The 22,653-nt window shown below is 48.7% G+C and carries 21 protein-coding genes and 1 other RNA gene; 17 read left to right on the forward strand and 5 right to left on the reverse strand.

The window, feature by feature from the left end; all coding sequences use genetic code 11:
* The 12 genes from VIS94_04525 to VIS94_04580 all read left to right on the forward strand — a co-directional run bounded on the left by VIS94_04525 (position 1) and on the right by VIS94_04580 (position 8,773).
* Complete coding sequence (locus VIS94_04525; protein ID HEY9160333.1) at positions 1-543, forward strand: NUDIX hydrolase; 543 nt, start codon at positions 1-3, stop codon at positions 541-543.
* Positions 544-552: 9 nt separating this feature from the next.
* Complete coding sequence (locus VIS94_04530; GenBank protein HEY9160334.1) at positions 553-993, forward strand: protease inhibitor I42 family protein; 441 nt, start codon at positions 553-555, stop codon at positions 991-993.
* A gap of 65 nt (positions 994-1,058) precedes the next feature.
* Positions 1,059-1,259 (forward strand): hypothetical protein, encoded by a 201-nt coding sequence (locus VIS94_04535; GenBank protein HEY9160335.1) that lies wholly within the window; start codon positions 1,059-1,061, stop codon positions 1,257-1,259.
* 81 nt (positions 1,260-1,340) lie between these two features.
* An RNA gene (rnpB, locus tag VIS94_04540) (RNase P RNA component class A) lies at positions 1,341-1,709 on the forward strand.
* 35 nt (positions 1,710-1,744) lie between these two features.
* Positions 1,745-2,806, forward strand: coding sequence for a hypothetical protein (locus VIS94_04545; GenBank protein HEY9160336.1), 1,062 nt, complete (start codon positions 1,745-1,747; stop codon positions 2,804-2,806).
* A 21-nt stretch (positions 2,807-2,827) separates the two neighbouring features.
* On the forward strand, positions 2,828-3,682 hold the full coding sequence (gene folD, locus VIS94_04550) for a bifunctional methylenetetrahydrofolate dehydrogenase/methenyltetrahydrofolate cyclohydrolase FolD (GenBank protein ID HEY9160337.1): 855 nt from the start codon (positions 2,828-2,830) through the stop codon (positions 3,680-3,682).
* On the forward strand, positions 3,682-4,755 hold the full coding sequence (gene gcvT, locus VIS94_04555; GenBank protein ID HEY9160338.1) for a glycine cleavage system aminomethyltransferase GcvT: 1,074 nt from the start codon (positions 3,682-3,684) through the stop codon (positions 4,753-4,755). The genes folD and gcvT overlap by 1 nt, the downstream gene beginning before the upstream one ends.
* Positions 4,756-4,775: 20 nt before the next feature.
* On the forward strand, positions 4,776-5,165 hold the full coding sequence (gene gcvH / locus VIS94_04560) for a glycine cleavage system protein GcvH (GenBank protein ID HEY9160339.1): 390 nt from the start codon (positions 4,776-4,778) through the stop codon (positions 5,163-5,165).
* The gene (gene gcvPA, locus VIS94_04565) at positions 5,165-6,463 is read left to right on the forward strand and encodes an aminomethyl-transferring glycine dehydrogenase subunit GcvPA (protein HEY9160340.1); all 1,299 of its coding nucleotides are present in this window, start codon (positions 5,165-5,167) and stop codon (positions 6,461-6,463) included. The genes gcvH and gcvPA overlap by 1 nt, the downstream gene beginning before the upstream one ends.
* Entirely contained in the window at positions 6,442-7,926 is a 1,485-nt protein-coding gene (gene gcvPB, locus VIS94_04570; protein HEY9160341.1) for an aminomethyl-transferring glycine dehydrogenase subunit GcvPB, read from the forward strand. Before gcvPA ends, gcvPB begins: the two co-directional genes overlap by 22 nt.
* Positions 7,927-7,937: 11 nt before the next feature.
* Complete coding sequence (locus tag VIS94_04575) at positions 7,938-8,522, forward strand: sigma-70 family RNA polymerase sigma factor (protein ID HEY9160342.1); 585 nt, start codon at positions 7,938-7,940, stop codon at positions 8,520-8,522.
* Complete coding sequence (locus VIS94_04580) at positions 8,519-8,773, forward strand: zf-HC2 domain-containing protein (GenBank protein ID HEY9160343.1); 255 nt, start codon at positions 8,519-8,521, stop codon at positions 8,771-8,773. The genes VIS94_04575 and VIS94_04580 overlap by 4 nt, the downstream gene beginning before the upstream one ends.
* 10 nt (positions 8,774-8,783) lie before the next feature.
* Here VIS94_04580 and VIS94_04585 read toward each other — a convergent pair whose 3' ends face one another.
* The gene (locus tag VIS94_04585) at positions 8,784-9,509 is read right to left on the reverse strand and encodes an AAA family ATPase (protein ID HEY9160344.1); all 726 of its coding nucleotides are present in this window, start codon (positions 9,507-9,509) and stop codon (positions 8,784-8,786) included.
* Positions 9,510-9,594: 85 nt separating this feature from the next.
* Between VIS94_04585 and VIS94_04590 the strand changes: the two genes are divergently transcribed.
* The 4 genes from VIS94_04590 (at position 9,595) to VIS94_04605 (ending at position 15,369) form a co-directional block, all read left to right on the forward strand.
* Positions 9,595-11,445, forward strand: coding sequence for an acyl-CoA dehydrogenase (locus VIS94_04590; protein HEY9160345.1), 1,851 nt, complete (start codon positions 9,595-9,597; stop codon positions 11,443-11,445).
* A 142-nt stretch (positions 11,446-11,587) separates the two neighbouring features.
* Positions 11,588-12,391 (forward strand): 3-methyl-2-oxobutanoate hydroxymethyltransferase, encoded by an 804-nt coding sequence (gene panB / locus VIS94_04595; protein ID HEY9160346.1) that lies wholly within the window; start codon positions 11,588-11,590, stop codon positions 12,389-12,391.
* 94 nt (positions 12,392-12,485) lie between these two features.
* Positions 12,486-14,741: an alpha-glucosidase gene (locus VIS94_04600; protein HEY9160347.1), complete on the forward strand. Its 2,256-nt coding sequence runs from the start codon at positions 12,486-12,488 to the stop codon at positions 14,739-14,741.
* Positions 14,742-14,787: 46 nt separating this feature from the next.
* Positions 14,788-15,369, forward strand: coding sequence for a sugar O-acetyltransferase (locus tag VIS94_04605; protein ID HEY9160348.1), 582 nt, complete (start codon positions 14,788-14,790; stop codon positions 15,367-15,369).
* A gap of 142 nt (positions 15,370-15,511) precedes the next feature.
* Here the strand turns inward: VIS94_04605 and VIS94_04610 are convergent, their stop codons facing one another.
* The 3 genes from VIS94_04610 to VIS94_04620 form a co-directional block, all read right to left on the reverse strand.
* A complete protein-coding gene (locus VIS94_04610; GenBank protein HEY9160349.1) occupies positions 15,512-17,419 on the reverse strand; it encodes a hypothetical protein in 1,908 nt (635 codons plus the stop codon).
* Positions 17,420-17,618: 199 nt separating this feature from the next.
* Entirely contained in the window at positions 17,619-17,744 is a 126-nt protein-coding gene (locus VIS94_04615) for a hypothetical protein (protein HEY9160350.1), read from the reverse strand.
* 51 nt (positions 17,745-17,795) lie between these two features.
* Positions 17,796-18,638 (reverse strand): endonuclease, encoded by an 843-nt coding sequence (locus VIS94_04620; protein HEY9160351.1) that lies wholly within the window; start codon positions 18,636-18,638, stop codon positions 17,796-17,798.
* 385 nt (positions 18,639-19,023) lie between these two features.
* Here VIS94_04620 and VIS94_04625 point away from each other — a divergent pair, with 385 nt between their 5' ends.
* Positions 19,024-21,000 (forward strand): hypothetical protein, encoded by a 1,977-nt coding sequence (locus VIS94_04625; GenBank protein ID HEY9160352.1) that lies wholly within the window; start codon positions 19,024-19,026, stop codon positions 20,998-21,000.
* 137 nt (positions 21,001-21,137) lie between these two features.
* On the opposite strand, the gene VIS94_04630 is transcribed toward VIS94_04625, so the two are convergent.
* A complete protein-coding gene (locus VIS94_04630) occupies positions 21,138-22,649 on the reverse strand; it encodes an FGGY family carbohydrate kinase (GenBank protein HEY9160353.1) in 1,512 nt (503 codons plus the stop codon).
* Between the last annotated feature and the right edge of the window lie 4 nt (positions 22,650-22,653).

Here is a 22,653-nt window from a genome sequence, read left to right on the forward strand (position 1 = left end):
ATGAAATCCGAATGGATTAAACTAGGCTCCCGGAAGATATATCAGAACAGGATAGTCGGTCTGAGAGAGGACACATATCATTTTATACCGAACGATATCAGAAAGGATTTTACAGTCTTCGAGTTCAGCGACTGGGTCAATGTAATACCGCTTACTGCAAGCGGCGATATAGTGATGATAAAACAGTTCCGGCACGGAACGGATTCGGTTACGCTTGAAATCCCTGGCGGACTTATTGAAAAAACGGACAGTGACCCTTCGGTTGCTGCATTAAGGGAGATGGAAGAGGAAACTGGGTATTTTTCAGAGCATATGATTCATATCGGCACCGTCGAACCGAACCCGGCAATACAGACAAACCGCTGCCATACGTTTCTGGCAAAAGATGCATATCTGAAGAGTCCGCAGAACTTTGACCCGACCGAATCAATTATGCTAGAACTTATTAATTCCGAAAAAGTTCTTGAAATGATTAAAACAGGTGACATTACTCACGGACTGGTAGTTGCGGCATTTGCCTTTTATATGCTTTGGCGGGGGTAAGGGAGGTATATGATGAAGGTGTTTTCAGGCATGGTTGTTGTCCTGGCAATATTCATGGTTTCAATGCCCCTTCAGGCAGCACAGAAAACAATAACATCAAAAGACGATGAAAAGCTGGTGACCCTGAACATAGGCGATAAGCTTGTGATAAAGCTGCCCGGCAATTACACGACGGGTTATCAGTGGGAAGTGATTAAGGGTTACGATGATGATATCATAAGACAGGAAGGAAAAGGTGAATACAAGCCGGAAAAAACCGATAGAGTTGGTGCCGGAGGGACTGCAATATTTACCTTTACTGCTGTTGGGACAGGCCGGACGGACCTTAATATGGAATACAAACGACCCTGGGAAAAAAACGGTGATGTCCCTGAAGACTTCGAAATAACGGTTCTGGTGAAGAAAAGTAAAAGCAAGGGCAAAAATACAGATATTGAGCAGGATGACTGACCGTGGCGTCATGAAAAATCATGAGTCAGTTGAAATTTGATGTTTTCGGCAGGGAGGTTCTCGCAGTGAGGAAGGATGATAAGTGGTCCGTCTTTTATGTTGGAATGGATGGGAAAAGACTGCCAGCCGATGACATAATGATTCCACCAACTGCAAAAGAATCTGAGATTGAGCGCTGGCTTGCCGATCTGTGCCATGAATGGTCCACGCAAAACCACCCGACTGTTAAAAGGCTGGGCAAAATTAAGTCAGAAAAGGATTCCTAGTCTGAAACCTTTGCTGAAACGCCGGCCTATAATCCTTCTTGAAACTAAGAGCCCCTTACGGTATGCAAATATTACCGGGTCGAAGCAGAACAGGTGGCCGCCGGCGCTTTACGCGCGGGAGGAAAGTCCGGGCTCCACAGGGCAAGGGTGGTCGTTAACGGCGACCGGGGGTGACCCCAGGGAAAGTGCCACAGAAAACAAACCGCCCGTCTATATGGCGGGTAAGGGTGAAACGGCGAGGTAAGAGCTCACCGGTTCCCCGGGTGACCGGGGAAGCCAGGTAAACCCCACCCGGAGCAAAACCAATAGAGGGACATAAGGGGCTGCCCGTTCCGTTCCTGGGTAGGTTGCTCGAGGCGCCGGGCAACCGGCGTCCTAGATGAATGGCCACTATCCGCCGTCGGGTAACCGCAGGCGGAAACAGAACCCGGCTTATGAACTGCTTCGGCCCATTTTTGATTCCATCTCAGGTGTCAGGGGGGTTAATGAAGAAATCCAGATTCGAGCTGAGTCACATTGAAACGGTCAGGCGTTCCATATATGTTTTTCTGCGCGATGAACTGGAAAGAAAACTGAGGGCGATAGCTCTTGAAAATCCCTACAGGGCCTGCCGGGACAAGATGTGCCTTGCATATCCTTATGTCGACCCCGGGGACATGAGACCCAAGAAAAAGGAATTCATGGCCGAATCCACGGTGATAAGACCCTTTATTATACTCTTCTGTGAAGAATCCATAGATTCCCAGCACATGAAATATATAAGATTCAATGACGACAACCGGGTACTTAAGGACACAATTTCAATGGTGCCCAGTGTAAACCTGAAAAAATCATTTACATCCGGGATCAAATTTTTTGAAAAAGAGGAATTTTTCGAATTGCTGGAAAATCTCATTGATGTCGATTATTGTCTTCTTATCCAGAGGGACGAGCGCTACAGGAAAAACAACAGCTATGCACTCACGCATTTTCATGTAAAGATCGACTGGCCTATCGCCGAAGCAGCCGAGAGCCTTGCAAAGGAGCTGAGATTCGTTTCTAAAAGCCTCTATGAGCAGGGCGAACGCTATGCCGAGATGCTGCAGCAGAAGCTCTTTGAATATTACGGCTGCCACCATCAGTCAGTAGGCGGCAGGCGGACTGCGGCGCTTATTGCCGCTCAATACCTTAAGATGCTGCCGGGCCTTTCGACTGTATATGTTGCAAGCGAGGAGTCCCGCACTCTTACCCGCTATTCGGAAAAGGGAGTTGCCAGATATGCAATCATACAGCTCGAAAAGGAATACGCCTCGCAGATCAAAGATGCTAACCGCATCAATTCCGAAACGTTCAAAAAATCATATGTCCTTGGCGAGAGCGAAAAATTTTACGATGTGATCCTTTTTGTAACGTACAAACACACCGAGTGGGGTATGCCACCAGCCGACGGCAAGCTCAGAATGGTCAAGCCCGACTACAGCTGGATAGGTGTTGACAGGGAGCTGATACTGCCTCTTTCCAACGCGCTCAGCGCGCGTCCTGTCAATGTAAAGCTGGTCTACAAATAATTTTTAAGGGGAGGTTTTGTTTTGTCCAATATAATAAACGGGAAGGAGTTGTCAGAGAAGAAAAGAGCAGAAGTAGCCTTAAAGGCTGCTCGATTCACCGCTAGATTTAACAGGCAGCCCGGACTGGCGGTAGTCCTTGTAGGAAACGATCCTGCATCGGCGATCTATGTCAGGAACAAGAAGCTTGCCTGTGAAAAGGCCGGCATCCGGTCATTTTCATATGCCCTTGATGAGAGCGCTTCACAGCAGGAAATACTGGAACTAGTCAAAAAACTTAATGAGGACAGGGAGGTTGACGGGCTTCTCGTACAGCTTCCCCTGCCGCAAGGGTTCAATTCTCAGGAGATTCTTTTAAGCATCGATCCGGCAAAGGATGTCGACGGCCTCCACCCGTATAATCAGGGCAGGCTCCTGACAGGTGATCCGGCGCTGGTTTCATGCACGCCCGCAGGCGTCATGTACATGCTCAAAGAGTGCGGCGTTGAGCTCAAGGGAAAGGATGCAGTGGTAGTGGGCCGGAGCAACATGGTGGGAAAGCCGCAGGCGCTCTTGCTCATGGCCGAGCATGCGACGGTAACCATCTGCCATTCAAGGACCAGAGACCTCGACAAGAAAGTGGGTGCCGCCGATGTGCTGGTTGCAGCAATCGGTAAAGCCGAAATGATCAGGGGTTCATGGATTAAAGAGGGCGCCGTGGTAATTGACGTGGGGATGAACAGGACGGAAGCGGGACTGAAGGGTGATGTTGAATTTGCAGAGGCAGTAAAAAAGGCAAGCCTTATAACCCCTGTTCCAGGAGGGGTAGGCCTCATGACTGTTGCTATGCTGCTGGAGAATACTGTGACAGCGGCGTACGCGCATATGGGGGCCATATAATGCGGACCCCCCTTTATGACAGTCATGTAAAAATGGGTGCGCGAGTCATCGACTTCCATGGATGGGATATGCCTGTATGGTATTCAGGCATTAAGGAAGAGCACATGGCCACCAGGGGCGGAGCAGGCATTTTCGATGCAAGCCACATGGGGGAGATATGGGTGAGCGGTCCGGACTGCGCCGGATTTCTCAACAGGATCTTAACGGTTGATGTTGCGGTTCTGGAAGAAGGCAAGGTCAAATACACCTTCTTCCTCAATGAAGAGGCCGGGATAATAGATGACATAATAGTGTACTGCACCAGACCAAAAGAGGAATACATGTTGTGCGTGAACTCATCGAATATCGAGAAAGATTTCGCATGGCTTAAGGCGCACAGGAAAGAGGGTGTGGAAATTGTGGACAAAAGCCCGGCCACAGCTATGATAGCACTTCAGGGACCTCTTGCAGGAGAAGTGCTGGAAAGGGTCATCAGCTTTGACTATGACGGCCTGAAAAGGTTTTATTTCCAGACTGCACATACTTCCTTCGGCAATCTCATAATCTCCCGTACAGGATATACCGGTTCTGACGGCGTCGAGATATTCATGAATGCGGAATATTCACCCGGGCTCTGGGCTGCCCTTATAGATAAAGGCGCAACACCATGCGGGCTGGGGGCAAGGGATACGCTGAGGCTTGAAATGGGCTATCCCCTTCACGGAAACGACCTTGATGAGACTACCACGCCACTGGAAGCTGGTCTAAAATTTGCCGTTGATATGAACAAGCCGGAATTCATCGGCAGGCCGGTCCTTGAAAAACAGCTGGCCTCGGGTTTAAAGAAAAGGCTTGTGGGACTAGTCATGGAGGAAAAAGGTATCCCGAGGCAGGGCTATTCATGCGGGTCGGAAGGAGTCACCGGCAGCATTACTTCGGGCAGTATTTCACCCGTACTGGATACGGGCATTGCACTTGCGTATATGGATGCATCCGTAAATTACGGAGATGCCGCATATGTTGTTATCAGGGACAAGAAACTGGCAGCAAGAATCAAAAAGCCGCCTTTTGTAAAAACAAATCTGACAAAATAATTACCGGCAGGGGGAACAATATGAATATTCCGGATAATCTCAAATACACAAAAGACCATGAGTGGGGGAAAATAGAAAACGGCAGGTTGAGGGTCGGAATAACGGATTATGCTCAGAAAGAACTTGGGGACATTGTATTTGTCGAGGTCAAGGCCGTTGGCACGAAACTTAAATCAGGCGATACGATAGGTACCATAGAATCGGTGAAGGCCGTATCCGACATATACACGCCGGTTTCGGGCGAGATAGTTGAAATAAACACAGCCCTGTCCGATACGCCCGAACTTGTTAACCAGGACTGCTACGGGTCAGCATGGATGGCCGTAATCTTGATGGATGAACCTGAGAAGGCGGGGACGCTTATGGATGCAGCGGCTTACGGAGAATATGTCAAATCAGAGGCAAAATAATGTCATTCATACCGCACAGTATTGAAGAAAGAGCCCTGATGCTCAAAGCAATCGGAATCAGCGATGAGGAAGAGCTTTTCTCCATGATACCTGAAGAATTGCGTCTCAGGCAAAGGCTGAAAATACCGGGGCCGCTGGATGAGGAAACGATAAAACGGATTCCGCAGGGAAATTTCTCAAAGGCCTTGTTTGCCGGAGGGGGCATATACCGGCATCATATTCCTGCAATCGTCGATATGATCGCCTCCAGGCAGGAGATATATACCGCATATACGCCTTATCAGCCCGAGATAAGCCAGGGAACGCTCCAGATAATCTTTGAATACCAGAGCATGATGGCCTCCCTCACGGGAATGGATGTGGCGAACGCCTCCATGTACGACGGTGCTACCGCCCTTGCCGAGGCAGTAATGATGGCTGTCAGGGCAAAAGATGTCAAACGCATACTTGTTGCAAGGACTGTAAATCCTTCATACCGGGCCGTACTGAAAACATACATGGCAAACTTCGAGGTCGTTATTGAAGAAGTCCCATACGATGCCGGATCAGGTCAGATTGACCTTCAGGCCCTTAAGGATATGTCGGGTAACGACTCGGCTTTTTTCATTCAGAATCCGAATTATTTCGGAATAATAGAGCCGATGGATGAGGTTTCATCAGTTGCAAAACATACGGCATTCTGGGGCATTGTGACGGGAGATGCCGTTTCCCTTGGACTTTTGAAAAAACCGGGCATCTGGGGTTGCGACGTTGTATCGGGAGATGCCCAATCCTTCGGCAATCCGACAAGCGGCGGCGGGCCGATGCTGGGATTTATGTGCGTGAAAAAGGACAATGTCCGGCGAATGCCCGGAAGGATTGTGGGGCTTACTGAGGATGCTGCGGGAAACCCAGCATTCTGTCTCACCCTTTCAACCAGGGAGCAGCATATCCGGAGGGAAAAGGCCACATCCAACATATGCAGCAATCAGGCATTGTGTGCAACGCGCTCAGCCATATACCTGGCAGCCATGGGGCCTGCCGGACTCAGGACCGTAGCAGTTCAAAGCGCAAGGGGGGCAAGGCTCCTGGCGGAAATTTTTGCCAGTAAAGGCTATGGTGCTTTGTTCAGCGCTCCGTATTTCAACGAGTTTGTTATAAAAATGAGCGAGGAAAAGGTGATTGAGCTCGAAAATGCAGAGATAACACCCGGCATACAAATACAGAGCTGTTATCCGGAAATGCCTGAAGCGGTTCTTGTAACGGTGACCGAAGCAAATTCAAAAGAGGAATTGCGATGCCTGATAGAAAATCTGTAAGCACTTTTCCGGAAATAACGGAACCGGTCCTGAAATTTATCAGTGCCCGTGGAAAAAACAAACGTGTCACACCGCAGCCTTTTGGTCAGGGGGTACCGGATGACCTTTCAGGTCTCATTGCACCGGAACAGCCCGAAATACCTGATGTTTCCGAGGTTGAGGCGGTGAGGCATTTTACAAGGCTCTCCCGCAGGAATTTCGGGGTCGACCAGGGCATGTATCCTCTAGGCTCCTGCACCATGAAATACAACCCCAAGATATCCGAGGCAATCGCACAAAGCATTGCAGAAAAGCACCCTGCCGACAGGTTTGCCATGAGCAATGTGCTCAGGGCGCTTGCCGCGCTCAAGCGCTATCTTACAGATATATGCGGGATGGAAGGCTGCAGCCTCTGGCCTGCGGCCGGCGCACACGGCGAGCTTACCGGGATGCTCATTATAAAAAAGGCAATTTCGTCAAAGGGTGAAAAGAGATCTCTTGTCCTCATCCCCGATACGGCGCATGGAACAAACCCGGCATCATGCGCCATTGCAGGTTTTCAGATAAAAAACATTCCTTCCGGGCCAAAAGGTTATCTTGAAGCGAAAACGCTCAAAGAGCACCTTACTCCCGAAGTCGCGGCGCTGATGATCACCAACCCTAACACGCTGGGAATATTCGAGCAGGAGATAAGAGAGATAGCAGACCTCCTGCATGCCAACGGTTCATATCTTTATATGGACGGTGCGAACCTGAACGCCATAATGGGTATGGCCAGACCCGGAGACATGGGTGTGGACTGCATGCATGTCAACCTTCACAAGACCTTTTCAACGCCGCACGGAGGCGGAGGTCCCGGAGCGGGGCCAGTGCTTGTAAACGAGGAACTGGAGAAATTTCTCCCTGTGCCGAGAATCGTGCATGAACCGCATAAGCCTTTTGTCCTGAGCTATGACGCACCCGAATCAATCGGCAGGGTCCATTCGTTTCTGGGAAATGTAAGCGTGCTGATAAAGGCGCTTGTTTATATCGTCAGCATAGGCCCCGGCGGCATATGCGAGGCTTCGAGAACGGCGGTGCTCAATGCGAATTATCTTAAAAAGAAGCTTTCAGAAATATTCGATCTGCCCTACGAAACGCCCACGCTGCATGAATTCGTACTCTCCGACAAGAATCAGAAGGACGCACATGTAAGCACAATGGATATGGCGAAGGCTCTTATGGATTACGGGTTCCACCCGCCTACCGTATATTTCCCGCTCGTCGTTCCCGGGGCGATAATGATCGAGCCTACCGAGACCGAGTCTCTTGCCGAACTCGACAGGTTTGCGGAAGCCATGAAGGAAATAGCGGAACTCGCAAAGACCGATCCGGAATCGTTCCATGCAAGACCACTTATGACGCCTGTTGCAAGGGTTGACGAGGTGAAGGCCGCCCGCAGCCTGATACTTTCATGGAATGAAATTAAATCCAATTCCTTATAAAAATTATCTAAATGGGTAAGGCAAAAAACAAGATAAACGAAGCAGAACTCGTAAGGAGGATAAAGAGCGGTGACAATACCGCAGTGGAGGATTTTGTCAGGCAATACTCATCCAGGGTATACAGCCTTGCCTATCAGCTTACACGGAGCAGCAGCGCTGCGGAAGAGATCATGCAGGAGGTCTTCATTACCGTGATCTCAAAGATAGCGACCCTTGAGAACGAGAGTTATTTCTCGACCTGGCTTTACAGGGTGACGGCGAACGCGGCATACGGATATCTCAGAAAAGAAAAAAAACACAAGGACCTTGTGCCGGTTGACGATGTCGAGGCCGGCTCAGGTGTTTTGCAGGATCTGGCAGACCTGCCCGATGACATACTTTTATCCGACGAGAGCAGGGAGATAGTGAGGCAGGCAATAGACAGGCTGCCCGAGACGCTTCGCACGATCGTGATCATGAAGGACGTGGAAGGGCTTCAGAACGAAGAGATCGCAGAGGCCATGAAACTTTCACTACCTGCGGTCAAATCGCGGCTCCACAGGGGAAGGCTTATGTTGAGGGATAAGCTTTCAAGGCATCTGAGGAGGTATTCGTGAAGGACGGAATAAAGAAATGCGAACACTATTTGAAACTACTCTGTGAATATGTCGATTCCGAACTTTCCGAAGACCTTCACGAGGATTTCAAAAGACATATCGAATCATGTGAAGCATGCTGGAAGGCTTTCAGGACATATAATATCACGGTCACACTCTCAAAAAAGACAAAAGTCATCCATACTGTATCCGCCGAACAGGTAGAAAGGCTTTGTTCAATAGTCAACAGCTGCCTGAACTGCAAAAAATAATTTTCCTTCCCTACCCGTCAAGGTCTTTAAGATATTTTTCCCTGTCCAGAAGGAAGTCCCTGTAAATTCTGTAATAATCGGTTTCCTCGTAATGAATGGGCTCAAGTTTCTCGCCGTCGAAGCTTATGATCTTAGCACCGGGACAGCTTAAAAGGATCGGAGAATGAGTTGCTATTACGAACTGGGCATGGCCGTCGGCGCTCATCAGGGTAAGCAGCCTAAGGAATTCTATCTGTCTTTTGGGCGAAAGAGCCGTCTCCGGCTCATCGAGGAAATAAACACCTTCGATCCTGTAGCGGGATTTGAAAAACGACATGAAGGATTCGCCGTGAGACTGTGTGATGAGAGATTTGCCGCCGAAATAATCAAGCAGGTCTGGGTCGCAGCTTGCCCAGTCGTCGATGATTGTTGCAAGATGCTCATAGGATTCCGCCGAAAAATAGGCGCCAGGTTTTTTACCGTCAGCCCATTCGATATCTATATAGCGGTAAAGCTCATCTTCGTATGGATTATAGTCGAACCGCGTCTTGCCGTATTCCTTCCATATATAGATACCGCATCTTTTTGTGACGGCCTTCAATAAAGTGGACTTTCCCGAGCCGTTTTCACCGCAGAAAAACGTGATCTTCGTATCGAATTCGAGCGCAGGCGACATCTTGAAAACATCCAGGTTGAAGGGATAGATATCCTTTACCGGATAATCTTGAGGTCTCAATGTCAGTTTTTTCAGATGCATGTATTTTATTTAGCACATCCTGATTGACGATGCCTGCCTGAATTTATAATAATGCACCTTCATATACTTATAAGGGAGGTATTCTATGGCACAAATGATTCTTGATGAAAGGGATCAGCAGTTCATACTCTATGAAATGCTCGATGTGGAGAAGCTTTGTGAAAAGCCCAGGTTCGCCGACTTTTCAAAGGACATGTTCGACATGATGCTTGCAGAGGCCCAGAAGATGGCTGTCGAGGAGATTTTTCCGACGCTTGCGGAAAGCGACAAGGAAGGATGCAGGCTTGAGAACGGGCAGGTTTATGTCCCCAAATGCTTTGAAAGGGTGTTCAAGCTCTTCTGCGAAGGCGGCTGGATAGGAATGAGCTTTCCGCCGGAAGAAGGCGGACAGGGCGTACCGGTAACGGTAAGGACTGCGGCAACGGAATGGTTTTTCCACAACTTTGCATTTATCTGCTATCCGTTCGCCTGCGAAGGTGCGGCCCATCTGATCATGACCTACGGAACCGAGGAGCAGAAGCATAAATATATCCCCAAGATGCTTGCAGGCCAGTGGGGCGGTACCATGGTTCTGACCGAGCCCGGTGCGGGAACCGACCTCGGCAATATGACCACAAAGGCCATCCGCCAGCCTGACGGGACTTTCAGGATTCAGGGAACGAAAATATTCATAACCGCTGGCGATCAGAACCTTACGGAAAACATCATCCACCCTGTGCTTGCAAGGATCGAAGGCGACCCGGCGGGCACAAAGGGCATCTCGATATTCATAGTGCCGAAATACATACTGAACGAAGACGGTACCCCAGGCAAACGCAACGACTACCAGATCGCCAATATCGAAGAGAAAATGGGTATCCACGGCAGCGCCACATGCCTAATAAATTTCGGCGACAACAACGAATGCTATGCCGAACTTCTGGGCGAAGAAAGGGAAGGCATGAAGATCATGTTCCAGATGATGAACGAGGCACGCCTTGCTGTCGGCATGCAGGGCATTGCAAGCGCGTCCATCGCATATCTCCATGCGCTTCAGTATGCCAAGGACAGGCTCCAGGGCTCTTCCCTGCTGGAAATGAAAAATCCTGAAGCCCCCAGGGTTCCGATCATCCAGCATGCCGATGTCAGGCGCAACCTCTTATGGATGAAATCGAATGTCGAGAGCATGAGGGCACTTGGCTATTTCATCGCATACTGTTTCGACAGGTGCCTTGTGGCCGAAAACGCCGAGGAAATGGATAAGTGGCTTGGGCTGGCCGAGGTCCTTACGCCGATCTGCAAGGCCTACTGTTCGGATGTGGCATTCAAGGTCACCGAGACCGCCATGCAGGTCTATGGCGGATACGGATACTGCGCCGAATACCCTGTGGAGCAGTTCCTCAGAGACGAAAAGATCGCCTCCATCTATGAAGGAGCAAACGGCATACAGGCGCTCGACCTGATCGGCCGCAAGCTCGGCATGAAAAAAGGCACGTATTTCATGGGGCTTCTGGGCGAGATGAACGCCACAATTGCAAAATTCAAGGATACGGAAGGCCTTAAGGACCTGGCCGATGACGTTCAGGCGGGTGTAAACACTCTGGCCGAGATGGCGATGTTCTTTGCAAAGTGCGGCAAAGAAGGCAAATTCCTCATTCCCGTCAATAATGCATACCCGTTCCTTATGCTCATGGGCAAGGTTGTCTCTGCATGGTTCATATTCTGGCAGGCGGGCATTGCAGAGAAGAAGCTCTCTGCTATCGCCGCCGAGAAGGGCGTTACAGATACGGCGCAGCTTGCCAAAATAAGCAAGGATGCGGCATTTTATATCGGCAAGATAAACGCCGCCAAATTCTTCATCAGGAATGTTCTGCCTGAAATCGAAGGCATTGTGAAAGGCATCAAGAAAGAAGACATGTCCAACCTGGAGATCCCTGAAGAAAGCTTTGCGTCATAAAGTTCGTCATACAAAGGCCTTAATTCCCGGCGCATCATCGGTGTGCCGGGGCTTTCAGGCCTGATTCCCATTCTTATCATCTGTGCTCTTTTGTCTTATTGTGATAGTATAATCTGGAAGAATGCCTCTAAAGGAGGGTCTTATGAAAAAGACAGTCAGCGTACTCGATGTTGTCCAGAGCAAAGGTAAAAAACGCATTGTCGTGGTGACATGCTATGACTTCACTATGGCGCGCATTCTTAATTCGACCGATGTCGATATAATCCTTGTGGGCGATTCGGCAGGGGGCGTCATTGCGGGCTATGACAACACAATCCCTGTCACCATGGATCAGATGATATATCATACGAAGTGCGTTGCGGCTGCAAAACCCAAGGCGCTCATTGTGGGCGACATGCCTTTCATGTCTTATCAGGTAAGCGTCGAAGAGGCCCTCAGAAACGCCGGGAGGTTCCTTAAGGAAGGCGGCGCCGGCGCAATAAAGCTCGAGGGCGGCATCCGTGTGATCGAGCAGGTCAAGGCAATCATCAGGGCCGACATACCGGTCATGGGGCATCTGGGGCTGACGCCGCAGTCAGTCTATGCATTCGGCGGCCACAGGGTTCAGGGCCGAGGGGTTTCCGCCGTACAAAGGCTTATGGACGACGCCCTTGCGCTTGAGGACGCAGGCGCATTTGCCATAGTGCTCGAATGCGTGCCTGCGCCTGTTGCGAAAAAGGTCACGGAAAAGCTTTCCATCCCGACAATCGGCATAGGGGCAGGCGTTGCCTGCGACGGCCAGGTGCTGGTGATACAGGACATGCTCGGCATGAACAAGGAGTTCAAACCCAAGTTCGTAAAAAGATATATGGAACTTTGCGATACCATAGCGGACGCCGTAAACACCTATTCAGCGGAAGTCCGGGCTGGTACCTTCCCGGATGACGAACATTCTTTTCTGGAGTAGCAGCAACCGATTGGAAAAACTATCGGAGGAACTTATTGTAAAGAATCCTGCAGAATTGTGTAACAAAATCACTTTCTGATCTAAAGGAGATCATATGAGAAAGACAATTATTTTTCTTACGATAGTATTTTTTCTGATCATTATCTCTGATGCCCAGGCAAAAAAAAGTCAGGTTCAGCACAATGAAGCCGAAAGCTATACCCTGGGTAATTTTATTGCGGTTTATCCGAGTGAAAATAACACACTTAAAATAATGCATGCCGCGAATCCGCAAAAAATTCTGTGGGAAAGCGCTTCCGGCGGGTTCATTTCCGCGGCTGTTGCTAGCGAGAAGATTACAGAATCAAGAGGCTCGGTCAGGCTTGATGAAAAGATATTGAAAAGGCTCAAACCTGCAGGAGACGAAAAAGCGGCATATGACGGTAGTGTGCTTACAATCAGTGGGCATCTGAAAGGAGACGGAATTGAAGCCCCCTTTGAGTTTTCATTAAGGCCTGTCTCTCAAAACCGGCTGGGTTTCGAAGTTAAGATCAGCGACGAAGCTAGCCAGTGCAACAGGCTCTTTCTGCATTATGCATCAAGTTCTGATGAAAAGTTCTATGGTTTCGGGGAGCAGTTCACATACCTTAATCTCAAGGGCAGAAAATTTCCTGTCGTTTCTCAGGAGCAGGGGATAGGCAGAGGAGCCTTTCCTTTGACGTCTATTGTAAACTATGTAGCCCCGGGTTCGGGCGGCTCATGGTTTTCTACCTATACGGCTGTTCCGTTTTACCTGACTACGAAATTAAGGGGCCTCTTTCTTGAAAACCATGAAATCACAATATTCGATCTCACAGATAACGATGAAGTTACAATCGAAAACTGGGGCACCTGCTTTTCAGGCCAGATAATAAACGGTGATTCTTATTATAAGCTAATAGAGGAATTCACTGAATATGCAGGCCGCATGCCGAAGCTTCCAGACTGGATGAATGGAGGCGCCATAATAGGGATGCAGGGCGGGACTAAAGCTGTACTGGAAAAGTTCGAGGCCCTTAAAAAATCCGGTACTCCGATGGGCGGATTCTGGCTGCAGGACTGGGTCGGCAAAAGGAAGACATCTTTCGGCTCACAACTCTGGTGGAACTGGGAGCTTGATACGGTTCAATATCCCGATTGGGATAAAATGCGTGCCGCCCTTATGGCTGAAAAAGACCTGAGCGGTGACGGCAGGGGCATAAGGGTGCTCACATACATCAATCCCTTTCTGGCCGATGTCGAAGCAAAAAAGGATGCCTCCGGAATGGCATTGTATAAAAGGAATCTCTTCAAGGAAGCGGCCCTTAAAGGCTATCTGGTCAGAAACAGCTCAGGCGGAGCTTACATGATAAAAAATACCAGTTTCGACGCCGGACTTGTTGATATCACGAATCCCGAAGCAAGAAACTGGTTGAAGGGCATAATCAGGGATCAGGTAATCGGTGCGGGTGCATCGGGATGGATGGCGGATTTCGGCGAGGCACTGCCGTTTGATGCAAAACTGCTTTCAGGTGTGTCTGCCATGAGTTATCACAATATGTACCCAGAAGAGTGGGCCAGGCTGAACAGGGAAGTGATCAGGGAAGCTGGGCTTGAAGGAGATACAGTTTTCTTCAGCAGGAGCGGGGCCACAAAGAGTCCCATGTACAGCACGCTGTTCTGGCTGGGAGACCAGCTAGTAAGCTTTGACGGTGATGACGGGATGTATTCATCACTCAAGGGCATGCTTTCGGGCGGAATCTCCGGCTACAGCCTCAACCACAGCGACATTGGCGGCTACACTACATTGGGCCCGCTCTACAAGCGGTCAAAAGAGCTGCTTCTGAGATGGATGGAAATGAACGCCTTCACCGCTGTGTACCGGACCCATGAAGGAAATCAGCCTGACAACAATATCCAGTTTTACAGCGACGGTGAAACAATGGCCCATTTTGCAAAATTTGCTAGAGTTTACAGGGCGCTTGCACCGTACAGGGAAACGCTCATGGATGAAGCCGGTAAAACCGGCAAACCTCTTGTGAGGCACCTCATGCTGGAATTTCCTGATGACCCGAAGGCAGTTGATATAGACAGCGAGTTCATGCTGGGTTCTGATTTTCTTATCGCCCCTGTGATGGATAAAGGAATAACGCTCAAAAAGGTATATCTGCCGGAAGGCTTCTGGGTTCATCTGTGGACAGGCAAGGTCTATGGCTCGATTATGTCGGGCGGGGAATGTTTTGTCGAGTCACCGATCGGCGAACCTCCTGTATTCTATAAAAAGGGTTCAACGGCAGGTGAAAAACTGGCTCTGGAAATAAAAAAGGTTGTGAACGGTGATAACCAAAATTGAGCTGGTAACAACTTATTCTGAAAATTGATTATGAACTGATATGGATATGAAAAGAGAACGGGAAAAGATGGTGAGCGGAGAGCTTTATATTTCAAGCGATCCAGAACTTATTGCAGGGCGCAGGCGGGCGAGGCTCCTGATCGATAAGTTCAACGCCACGTCGGACGAACAGTGGGAAGAGCGTGCAAGGATCATAAAGGAACTCATACCGGAATCCGGAAAGGGCGTTTTCATTGAGCCGCCTTTTTTCTGTGACTACGGAAACAACATCAGGCTGGGCGAGACGGTATTCTTTAATTTCAACTGCGTAATACTGGACAGCGGCCCGCCAGTGATAATAGGCTCCAATGTGATGTTCGGCCCTGCTGTGCAGATATATGCCGCAACGCACCCCATGAGCGCGGCCATTCGCAGGAAAGGCCTGGAGTTCGGAAAGGGCATTGAGATAGGCGACGACGTCTGGGTGGGCGGCGGCGCGATAATCTGCCCGGGCGTGAAGATAGGCTCGAAAGCCGTGATCGGCGCAGGCAGCGTCGTTACAAGGGACATTCCGCCAAACGTCTTTGCAGCAGGCAACCCGTGCAGGGTTATCAGAGAGATAACGGAAAACTACGGCGATATCGACTAAAAGCCCATTTACTAACTAACGCAATTTCCGCAGGGATATTGGGTCCGTTTTTTGCCGCACATTACAACTGTGCGGAACAAACAGGCATCCCTGAGGCGGCAAAACAATCAAGCTTTATGCCGTTTAAAATTTGAACTGGACTTTAACTATCAAAGACCACCGCCGTAGTAATAAAGCACGAACATCCGCCGCCGCCACCGTCACTTTCTTCGGCCGATGCGGAATCATCTTCAGAACTTGTCGAGGGATCGTTCATGGTCGTGAAAGACCATATAGGAGATGCAATATATCCGGCTTCGGCGTCATTATACACGACCAGCCAGTTGTATACTGTCCCGTATTCAAGGCCGGCCGGTACGAATGATTCCACACGCAGGCCTGTTGCTGTTGCACTTGAACATATGACACACGAATGTTCTTTGCCGTAAAAGATATACAGATCATATGTCCCCGAGCCCCCTTGCGAGACAGCACCCTGCCAGGAAAGTCTTATCATTGCCGGATCGATGCCGACCGATCCTGAAACAGGCGAGGGATTCGCCGGCCCGGCAGCAAGCGCAGATGTCGACGATGAACAGTCTGACCTGAAGGAGTAAATGGTACCGTTTTCAAGAATCGGTATTTCAAAGGGCACCTCATCTCCACATCTGGCATTGATGTTCTCTAAACTCAGAACCGCCTTACTCCAAATGTTGAGCCCGGATACATTCTCGGTGTCACCCTTCAGTTCGACGTCGAAATTCGTTATCACCATTTCGCCTTCAAGCGAGCCCATTCTCGCCACGGCTTTTCCCAAAGCTTTAATGAAAAGATTATTTATCGAAACGTCAGCCATATTTAAAACTGTCACAAAGGCATTGGTTACATTAATTGAAACGTTGTTGCTGTAAAATGTACCTTCTGAGATAGTTAATTCCGCCTTGCTGGGGGACCCATGAGAATATCCGCTGGAATTAATGCTCATGTTGTTGGTAGATGCTTCGCCGCCGGAGAAACACGTCTGAACCATACCGCCGTAATTTGCATTGATGTTGAAATTTCCGATGAACATATTGTCATGATTAATAAGTCTGACGATTCCCGACAATCCATTGGCTATTGCTGAAAGATTCTTGAAACTGGATTTTTTTCTATTTTCGATCGTAGCGGATGGATAAACTCCTGAAGCATCGACTTGAGATTTTATATAACTATTGGAAATTTCTAGAATCGAATCGTTTTCAAGAAGAAATCCTGCAATATATGATTCAACATTAAGATTTGAAATCATGAGTGAACCGTTGTTTATGAGTTTGGAACCCTTGAAAGTTCCGGTCTGAACAAAGTGTGCATTGCCGATAATGGTTTCTGCGCTGCTTGAGAATATAAGGGAAGATTTGACAAGCTCATACGAGACATCACCAGCATTGAAAGTACCGCCGGAAAGATAAAAAACAAGGGTATTCTTGTCAGGATTCGTTCCCGATACAGAAGCGGAAAGATTACATATGTTAAAATTCCCTGCCCGCTGTGAAAATGAAAACGCCCCGTCTTTGATGCAGTTGACCTTGAGTTGTCCGGTCGGGATATCTATTGTTCCCGAGTTGTTCAGGCTTATTTCGGAATTTTCCGAATCAGCTTCAAAGAAGGTTTTTCCCCCTCCGGCAAGAAAAACAAAGGTTATCTCGCCGTAATTATCAATCGTTATTCTGCCTGCCTCACCGGCAATGAAGGTCTGGCTTAAGTCAAGGCTGTTCATGATTATACCCTGGCTTTTATTTTTGATTTCAACTGAGCCGTATTCGCAAGTTATTGTTGCGTCATCCATCAAAAGCTTGCCGCTGTTTTCTATAGAAAATGCAGGCTTGACATCAACGCTTCCTTTTACCGAAAGAGTTCCGCCGAGAATGGCCGTTTCACCTTCTTTTATGACAAGGCCATCGTCATTTTCGATTACCAGCGTTTGTCCCGGACCCGGAAGATCGGAAATATTCAGGGCAGAAGCTCTATCTGGAAACAATAAAATAACGCTGGCAACCAGGATTGGAAAAAGATTAAAGAATTTTGCCATGACCGCCTCCTCTTTCATTTTTTAGAAACCTGAGAGAAGCACCGATAAAGACACTTGATATATTTTGAAAATAGTCATTGAACATGAATTATAAAAAAGAAAATGGTTTCAAAAAAATTATAAGTTTTACGGCGAATAAATCAAGCATTAGATTTTAATGTCACCGTATTTGCAATAGATAAAACCTGGTTCAGGGTATTTATCCTTGCCTGAATGAAGTTTTCAATTCCTTACCGTATGAGCTGTCGGACAGGTCGTTGCGCGCAAAGAGAGTGACTGCTGTTTTCATGTATATCGATATGAACTTCTGACCTGTCCTCGACATATGATCCCATATCCGGAGTTATTCAGATCAATACGCGCGGATGCTTGTTTATTATATATTTTCCCACCTGAACAGCACACTCAAGGCTTGATGATCCGACAGCTGGTTTCCTTTGCTGTCAACGAATGTGTCGGATTCATCCGAAGAAGCGAGTGGTGTCAGGAAAACCGTGCTGTTGCTCCGATAGAGGACCTTGTCAATCCTATCACCCGCAATACCGAGTTCTATTCGCGCATCGCTGAGCCCTGTGCTTGAAATAAGTCTTGTCAGGTTGATGTTATCGTTAACATTTGAGTAGCTCATGTTGAAATCCCCGCAGACTATTACCGCCCGGCCTGCTGAGAAGGTATTTATTTTATCGATAAGCTGTTCAACCTGAACGATTCTGGCTTTATTGTCACCATCCGCTCCGCCGGCATCCATGTGCAGGTCGTAAATATCCACGAATACGCCGCTGGATATTTCATAACGGGCGAACATGAAACCTTTGGGCGTCAGACAGTCATTGGCATAGCCGAAAACTCCATGGCATGCCTCCCAAGTAACCCTCTGGAGGTTGGTGAAACTGCAATAAGAGAACGAATTCAACCCATCGCCCACTGTTCCGTGGAAAGAATCAAACTCGGATTCGTACGGATGACCGTCTCCATACCTGAGATTACAGTGATACGAAAAATCCTCCTGAACAAGGGCGATATCAAAAAGGTTCAGCTTCTGTCCTATCTGGGGCATGTTGACTATGGGATTGCTTGAAGAAATGCCCTGCGGCAATCCGGCGACATTGTATGACAGGATGGTGAATTCATTGTCATCGGTTACTTTCTTATATGTGCCGGGAGCATTACAGGAAAAAAGGAAGACTGCGCAGACAATGATACCAAGGACATTTTTCATAACCCCTCCTCAAAAACAATTAATCCATAAAATATCACAAACCGGAATAAACATCAAAAAGAACAAGTCTTGTTTACATTCTTCATTGTTTCTTATTCTGGAAAAAGAGTTCCCTCCGGGAGGAAAAAAAAGTGCATTACAGCGCTGAATCAAATCCTAACGCCTTTACAATCAAATACTTATATGGTTAATTATGGGCATAGTATTTGCTTTTGGTTTTATATATTTTGAAATGCCGGGAATATCCTAAAACGGGGAAATTCCTCAGGATTATTCAAGGTAATGTTGCTGGATCGTTTGCTTAAGTGAATCATAAGGGATTGATTCCTTATAAATGCATTGTGATGCATATTGGGAAGATTAAAAGATAACTTAGGAGGTAGCAATGAGAAAACAATGGCTGTTAATCTTTCTCGTCATCGGAATGTTCCTGAGTGTTTCCGGGTGTGCTTCCAAAAGCGATGATGACAGCGTTTCGTCAACCGGGTCAGAACAGACAAAAATTACCACGTTGCAGGATATCATGGCCGACCAGGGGCTGGAGTTGATTAAAGAAACGGAAGTGGGCGGTGACAGGGGTTACCTGATGAAGTACACTGGAAAATACTCCGAAGGTGTAAATTCCAAAGGAATATCAAGCGGACAGTTTCCCAAATATTGCATGGTGCTGACCGGCAGCGCCTACAACATGGGATATCAGGCCGCCACGCTGAGGCCTGAGCAGGGTTACAGCATGCTCACCGATTACATGAAAAGGGTGGCTCTGCAGCAATTCGGCATGCTGGGGATCAATCTGCCTCAGGAGGGTGATACTGCTAACGAAATCTACAACATCATGTACGATACCATCCTCGACATAGTGGCCCTAATGAAAAAGGACATTCCGTCAAACCTGCGCAAGGAGATGCAGGGATTCGCCGACGGTATGCAGGCCGCCGGATATACGACAGACCCGAATACCGGCAGGAAAATCGATTATAACCATCTTCTCGTAATAAACGAGGCCGTCGACAGTACGTATTTCTTCCTGGCGGCTGTTCTGGGCTATGCCAAAGTGACCAATGAGAACAAGGCGGTAATCGCCGAGTGCCGCAACGCCTTTCTGAAGATACTGGTCAAAGCGAGCAACTCTTCTAGTAACGGGGATGAATCCGTAACCGAACTTATTGAGAAGGCGAATGAGAATTTTACATCAAGTGACAATCTGCTTCGCTACGGTTGCAATGAATTAGTTGTCAGCGGTAACGCCACTGCAACCGGCGAAACCTATCACGGCCGTGACTTCATGTTTTCGACAGGGGACATATATCAGGATGCCGCCGCCATGGTTGTCTATCTGCCTGACGAGGGATATCCGTTCGTAACGGTTTCAGTTCCCGGATTCATAGGTCAGAGTGTAGGCCTCAATATCAAAGGACTTTCTGTCGGACAGGATGTGTGTCTGGTCTCGTTCATGGGTAAAACGCCAGGTGTAGGCAGCATGTTCATGGTGCGAGACATGGTGCAGAAGACCTCCAATATTTCGGAAGCAGTCGAGCTTGTCAGGAATACGACGCGCGGCGTTTCCTGGATATATTTCGTTGCCTCGGATGAAGCCGACATCCGTTACGGTCATGGCGCGGAACTCAGTGCAGTATGTAACCAGCGCGATGATGAGATCGGCGACGGCATTGATACCCTTCCTCAATGGATAAAGCTGCTTTATTCGGGCTATACAAGCATACTTGATAAACTGGATGCAGATGAGCTGACGGCCGGCGGAGATATAGACCGGGGTGTAATGGTCAGGGGCGAGGCGTATGAGTATCCGGCTGATGATAAATTTGCTTCACCCGACTTCTCGCTTGATGATTACAGCTCATATAAGGACTATTACAACAAGGGCTTCAGGTTCACCGCGCAGAAAGAGGCTTATAAAGACGCCCTTGCAGCCACTAACCACTATATCACGCCGCGCATGCGCATGATGCAGTTCCAGCCTCTGATCGATCTTATCTATGCCGTAAGCGGGAACCTGGCGGAATCTGTATGGCGATACGAGAACATGATCTCGGAAATCAACGAATACCATGGCAGCATCGAATACTTCGGAGATAATCCCGATGCCCCGGCAGTGGGTTCCGTAGGATGGATGATAGATTTCCTGAATACCCAGCGCAGCTATCCGTGGTTCTACCGGCATCAGACAAGCGAAGGAAATTATCAGTATCCTGTAAACACATGGGTTGATGGACACCATGCCGCCATGAATAATACCCGGCGAGAGATGAGGGCACTTTACGGATATATGACCGACCCGTGGGTGGGAATCAAACTTCAGCCTTTCGTCGACTGGTATTACGGGGCGGATAAGAAGTTCTGATTAAGAATGCTATACTGAACAAATCGTAAACATACGGGGCGCTGATAAGAATCTGGCTTATCAGCGCCTTGCCGTTTCAATAGTCAGTAATTTCACAGGCGGACAAAGTTCCTGCCGGATCTTTTAAGAGATCAACTCTATTGAGATGTTTTTTCCATATGGCGCTCGAATGCCGCTACATATTCCTCAAGGCCTGTGAATGGGGTTACCGGAATCTGCTCCGGATGCGAGCTGAATCTTTCTGCCAGCATCTTTGGTGAAACTCCTTCATGTGCAGCTAAACCCAGTATGGCGGCGCCCAGGGCTGTGGCCTCGTTCAGGTCGGTGCACATGACAGGCGATTCCGGGAACAGGGCCGCTATCAGACGGGTAAAGAGCGTGTTGTGCGAGAATCCGCCTGCAATAATGGCTCTTTTACCGGGCGCTATGCCTGCACGCAGCATGGCCTTTCGTGTATGCAGTGCCATGCTTAGCATCAGGATATTGTAAGTCCGCTCATAATCATTAATGAACGCAGGGCCCTGGCCTGAGAAAACCTGCTCCAGCGTAAAGATTTTATCTCCTTCGATGAAACGCGCTGGCGAGTGCATATACATGCCGAAAGGCACTATTGCAGGCAGGATGAACTCATTGCCCCGCTTCAAGATATCCTCGATGAGTTCAGGGTTGAAGTCGGGATGATCACGTCTGCCATGGGTTCCCTCCAGGAATCCCATGTACAGGTCAAATTCCAGCCCTGCAACAAAAAGAGCCGTTTTGAAAACGCCGCCGAAGCCGTCCAGGTTAAAATAAACCATTTCGCCGATTTCATCTTCGGTCAACCGGGGTTCAGGAACGGGATGCATGACCACGCACATGGAGCCGGTGGAAACGAGCACGAAATCATGAGGCTCCCTGATGAGAAATGGCACCATGGCGGCATTGGAGTCATGGACGCCCATGGTTACGATAACATCGTCGGACAAGCCTGTCTGCCGGGCGATCTCCGGCTTGAGCGTACCCAGAATTTCCCAGGAATTGGAGACTTTTTGAGGTATCAGATCCTTTACGCCGAGGCTCTCCCTTACCTCTGAGAAGGTCATCTTTTCGAAGTCCCACAATCCCGTGTGCGTCCCAATATAAGTTATGTCCATTCCGGTTTTTCCGGTAAGGAGAAACCCGTAATATTGCGGCAGGCCGAGGATGGTTCTGGTACGGGCGAACCCTTCGTGATAGTGAGTCTTAACATAGTATATCCCGCGTGCGATCACGCTAAGGTACGGCATGCGGGGGGTGGCCATGCGGCGCTGGATGTTGCGCGGGTCGCCGATGAATGCGTCGAAATCGGTATGGAAGGCTTCGCCAGGGTCGGTCGAACCTGAGAGCGCAGGTACGGCCAGGTTACCGTTCTCGTCCAGACAGACGAAAGTGCCGCCGTAGGTCGATATGGAAATGACCTTGATGTTGTAGCGCTTGGCCATATCTGTCAGCGAATCAAGAAAAAATCTTGTTACGGCCTCAACAGGTTCATGGTTTTCCGTCCCTTGTGACACATCATCGATGGTGGCAAAGACGCTGTCCACCTGATTCAGGTTCATATCATAGATGAGAAGCTTCTTGTTTGTGCGGCCTACGTCAAGTACAGCAATACAGCTTGCATTCTTACTCATGAAA

The sequence above is a fragment of the Desulfomonilia bacterium genome (genome assembly GCA_036567785.1).
Lineage (GTDB): Bacteria > Desulfobacterota > Desulfomonilia > UBA1062 > UBA1062 > DATCTV01.